The following is a 3,377-nucleotide window of genomic DNA, read 5'->3' as shown; positions in this document are numbered from 1 at the left end:
CGTTCGGCCATCATTTCCTCGAGATTTCGCAAGCTCAGCGAGTAGGCCACATACCACCGCACGCACAGAAGTATCACGTCCAGAGGATAGTGCAGGCGCTTGAGTACCTTCGCTACGCCCGCAGGCAGGGTTTGTCTCGCAGTCGCCTTCTTCATCTCACGCTTCACTACGGGCAAATATCAACTTCGATTTTACTCCTGCCTCCTTAGCGCGACAAAACCGGCCAAGCACCGCCATCTTCATGGATTTGCGGCGAAGGGTTGCTAGTTGCTTCGTGCATGAAACGGGCCGTGGCCGTCCGGCTGTCGCGTAAGGTCATGTGGCGCGACACGGCCAAGCGTCTGTCACCGAAACCGATGCCGCTTCACCGGAGCGGGCTTGCGTTCAGGCGATTCTCAATCTGTCGAAGCAACACGTCATCTAAGCCACGGAAAATATTTTCATGAAGAGATTTCGGAAGCTGATGAAGAAGGTAGCTTTACTGTTCGCAAGCGCCACGGCGCTTGGCAGCGCTGTGTACGCTCAGCCGAGCTATCCAGCAACAATGTCGTTCGGTGGTGGCGGAATGCGGGTCGGCTCTGGTCCGATGATCTACGACACGATGGTCTTCGGCCAGGAATTCAAAGCACTCATTGATGGCCGAATGCAGTTCGTGCACGGCACCAGCGATTGCAGGCCGAAGTTGAATCCGCCGATTGCATATCACGACACTGGCAAAGATTTCTGGCGGCAAACGCGGTCTGATTGCATTGTGGTGGAGGGATCGACCGCCAAGGTTGATGTCAGTCTTGATGGCGGTCGCAGCGAGGTTTGGGCGGTTGTGCATGAGGCCGATGGATCGTTCCGATTCAAGCGCCCGGACGGTCATTTCGTGATTGCCGAGAAATGATCGGGAAATCTGGCGCGAGAGCGCCCCGAGCCGACCGGTAGTCGGCAACAACATGAAGGGAAAAACATGCTTCGGGGTTTTATTGTTTCACTAGCTGTCGGCGTTGTCGTGATTCTTGGCGGCTGCAGCAAGAAAGACGGTGATCAGTTTGTCGGCAAATGGGAAAATCAAGGGCGGAAGGAAACCGTCGAAATCTCCAAAAATGGAGATGGCTTTTTGATTGTGGACACACATCCGAACTATTTGGTTGGCGGCACGAAAACCGACAAAATCCCGGCGACGTATCAGAACGGCGTGCTCCAGGTTGCGACAGGTTTCGGTACGGCGAATGTCGGCTACGACAAAGAGCACGATACTTTGCTCATGCCGACTATGGGTGGAAGTGCCGAATTGACCCGAGTCAGATAGGCGACGTTTCCGTAGCTTCTTGGTCCGGGCCGCTCGCGACGAAGGCAATGCACAACCCTAACAACGGAAAATGGAGCGCGGCTTGGCCAGCCACGTCAAGGCCGATCTGCCTAAGGGGCCACTACGCGGGCCTTGACCCGCCTTTCGTCCTCGCCTGCCTGCATCGCCCGACTGGAAGCGGAACGATCCGCTTGCAATAGTCCCAATATGGGACTACCATGTTTCCCATGGAAGTTATTGCGAAAAGAGTCCTCTTGGCATTCTGCGACAGGCACCCAATGGCTCGGCAATCGCTGCTGGCATGGCATGAGGAAGCGGCAAAGGCCGTCTGGATGACGCCGCAGGACATCAAGGCCAGATATGCCTCCGCGAGCTTTGTCGGGCGAAACCGGGTGGTATTCAACATCAAGGGGAACGATTACCGGCTGATAGTCGCAGTGGCTTACCGCATCGGTGTCGTCTATATCAAGTTCATCGGAACACATGGCGAGTACGACCGGATCGATGCTGAAACCGTTGAACTGGAGTAGCCAACATGGAAATTCGTCCAATCCACAACGAGCGCGACTACAAGGAAGCGTTGCAAACCGTATCCCGTCTTGTTGACGTTGACCCGGAGCCTGGCACCCCGGACGGGGATCGTCTCGAAATCCTCGCTACGCTAGTGGAGCGTTACGAGGCAGAGCATTTTCCGCTCGATCTTCCCGATCCTGTCGAAGCCATCAAGTTCCGCATGGAACAGGCAGGACTATCGGCCAGCGACATGCAACCGTATATCGGCAACTTGAATCGGGTGTACGAAGTCCTCAATCGAAAGCGCGGTCTTAGCCTCTCAATGATTCGCCGTTTGAACCGCGAATTGAAAATACCCGCTGAAGTGCTAATCGGATAACAAACGGAAAATTGGAAAACAAGGGCGATGACCGTGAGTAAGTCGAAGCTACCGAAGATAAAAGATCGTATTCGGGCCGCGCTGGCCGTAAGCCAAAAAACATTTTTCGATGTGGCTATCGAAGTTTTTCCCGAGCAACACTATCCGCGAGCCTTCGAATATCAGGCAAACGGTGGACCGCCTGGCTGCTACATGGCATTGGGTCGTGCCGTGCGTGAAATGGTCAACGATGGGCAGATTGCACAATGGCACACCGGCATCGGTCCCGGCCATCGGCACTTGAAACTGATCGCGGCATAGGAAAATTAACCGGCGCGCGAGCGCCCCGGACGCACGGCCGGTACTCGAACCGCGGCGCCAGGCGCCAGTTTCACAACAAGACATTGGCCGTTGGCGATGACGAGCTGGTCGAAGGGAGCTACAACTGGCTGTCTGCCGTGCGCGATGAAAACCATCGCCTGCACCGGCATGAGCGATCGCTTCGAATCGCGGGTCGGGGGCTGGCCGACACGATTTCGACTTTCAGACGCGAGATGGACCTGCTGTGCAAGCCGGTTTGATAGACCGGGTGGCTGCGCCGCCGGACAGCCACATTGAAATTGAGGCGTAGTCTTTTTCAGGGGTGCCGCCGCGGATTTGCGGCGGGCCTCGGGCAACGTCAGGTGAGCGCGGCCGTCAGATCTGCAGACAGGGGCGTGGGCACAGCATGCGCGGTATGGACGCGGGTGCGGCCCGCGATAATCGACTTCGAGCGGATCGAGATGCTCTCCCGGAGACGACCTCCGCTGGCCGATACCTGGCCCGGTTCATACGGGTTTCCGCGCGCGATGAAGTTGTCAATGTCGACCTCGATCGCGTATTCAGCAATGTCGGTACCGTCCTCGACGACAAGGCGGATTGCATTCACACGAAGACCGCGCAGTGCGTTATCGAGAATGCGGTTCAGAAGATGGTCCCGAACGATTGACGATGTGGCGGGACTCGTGAACAACGGATCCGTGTGCAGCAGATGCACAACCGCGAGGCGAGGCGGGGTTGTGTCGCGATAACGGCGGCAAGGCAAGAAAATTCCGCGAAAATAAGGAGTCCTTACACCACCAACGAATAGAACTGATCGGCAGCGGTTCGGGTGACGCCGCTGTCCTTCATCTGGCCTTTCCTGATCATATGCATCGTCTCAATGCCTGA

General features: G+C 56.5%; 6 protein-coding genes and 2 pseudogenes. 5 read left to right on the top strand and 3 right to left on the bottom strand.

Annotation, left to right across the window (positions count from 1 at the left end; all coding sequences use genetic code 11):
• A pseudogene (locus P3T43_RS35415) lies at positions 1–155 on the bottom strand (IS6 family transposase); the annotation flags it as partial.
• A 308-nt stretch (positions 156–463) separates the two neighbouring features.
• On the opposite strand from P3T43_RS35415, the gene P3T43_RS35410 reads away from it, so the two are divergent.
• The 5 genes from P3T43_RS35410 to P3T43_RS35390 all read left to right on the top strand — a co-directional run bounded on the left by P3T43_RS35410 (position 464) and on the right by P3T43_RS35390 (position 2,489).
• Positions 464–889, top strand: a complete 426-nt coding sequence (locus P3T43_RS35410; RefSeq protein ID WP_429285632.1) for a hypothetical protein — start codon at positions 464–466, stop codon at positions 887–889.
• Between the two features lie 66 nt (positions 890–955).
• On the top strand, positions 956–1,297 hold the full coding sequence (locus P3T43_RS35405; RefSeq protein ID WP_429285631.1) for a DUF3876 domain-containing protein: 342 nt from the start codon (positions 956–958) through the stop codon (positions 1,295–1,297).
• A 227-nt stretch (positions 1,298–1,524) separates the two neighbouring features.
• The gene (locus P3T43_RS35400; RefSeq protein ID WP_429285630.1) at positions 1,525–1,827 is read left to right on the top strand and encodes a type II toxin-antitoxin system HigB family toxin; all 303 of its coding nucleotides are present in this window, start codon (positions 1,525–1,527) and stop codon (positions 1,825–1,827) included.
• Positions 1,828–1,832: 5 nt separating this feature from the next.
• Positions 1,833–2,189: a helix-turn-helix domain-containing protein gene (locus P3T43_RS35395; RefSeq protein WP_086910722.1), complete on the top strand. Its 357-nt coding sequence runs from the start codon at positions 1,833–1,835 to the stop codon at positions 2,187–2,189.
• Positions 2,190–2,222: 33 nt separating this feature from the next.
• Positions 2,223–2,489 (top strand): hypothetical protein, encoded by a 267-nt coding sequence (locus tag P3T43_RS35390; RefSeq protein WP_429285629.1) that lies wholly within the window; start codon positions 2,223–2,225, stop codon positions 2,487–2,489.
• Between the two features lie 358 nt (positions 2,490–2,847).
• On the opposite strand, the gene P3T43_RS35385 is transcribed toward P3T43_RS35390, so the two are convergent.
• Together P3T43_RS35385 and P3T43_RS35380 are read right to left on the bottom strand one after the other, a co-directional pair.
• The gene (locus P3T43_RS35385; protein WP_429285628.1) at positions 2,848–3,096 is read right to left on the bottom strand and encodes a hypothetical protein; all 249 of its coding nucleotides are present in this window, start codon (positions 3,094–3,096) and stop codon (positions 2,848–2,850) included.
• 182 nt (positions 3,097–3,278) lie between these two features.
• Positions 3,279–3,377 (bottom strand): annotated as a pseudogene (locus tag P3T43_RS35380) (IS6 family transposase); the annotation flags it as partial.

Source organism: Paraburkholderia sp. GAS41, assembly GCF_050436545.1.
Taxonomy (GTDB): Bacteria; Pseudomonadota; Gammaproteobacteria; order Burkholderiales; family Burkholderiaceae; genus Paraburkholderia.
The sequence above is the reverse complement of the archived record's forward strand: the minus strand, read 5'-3'. Positions and strand labels throughout refer to the sequence as shown.

Coding starts and splice junctions, on each gene's coding strand:
- P3T43_RS35410 (WP_429285632.1), top strand. CDS start 464: ATGAAGAAGGTAGCTTTACTGTTCGCAAGCGCCACGGCGCTTGGCAGC.
- P3T43_RS35405 (WP_429285631.1), top strand. CDS start 956: ATGCTTCGGGGTTTTATTGTTTCACTAGCTGTCGGCGTTGTCGTGATT.
- P3T43_RS35400 (WP_429285630.1), top strand. CDS start 1,525: ATGGAAGTTATTGCGAAAAGAGTCCTCTTGGCATTCTGCGACAGGCAC.
- P3T43_RS35395 (WP_086910722.1), top strand. CDS start 1,833: ATGGAAATTCGTCCAATCCACAACGAGCGCGACTACAAGGAAGCGTTG.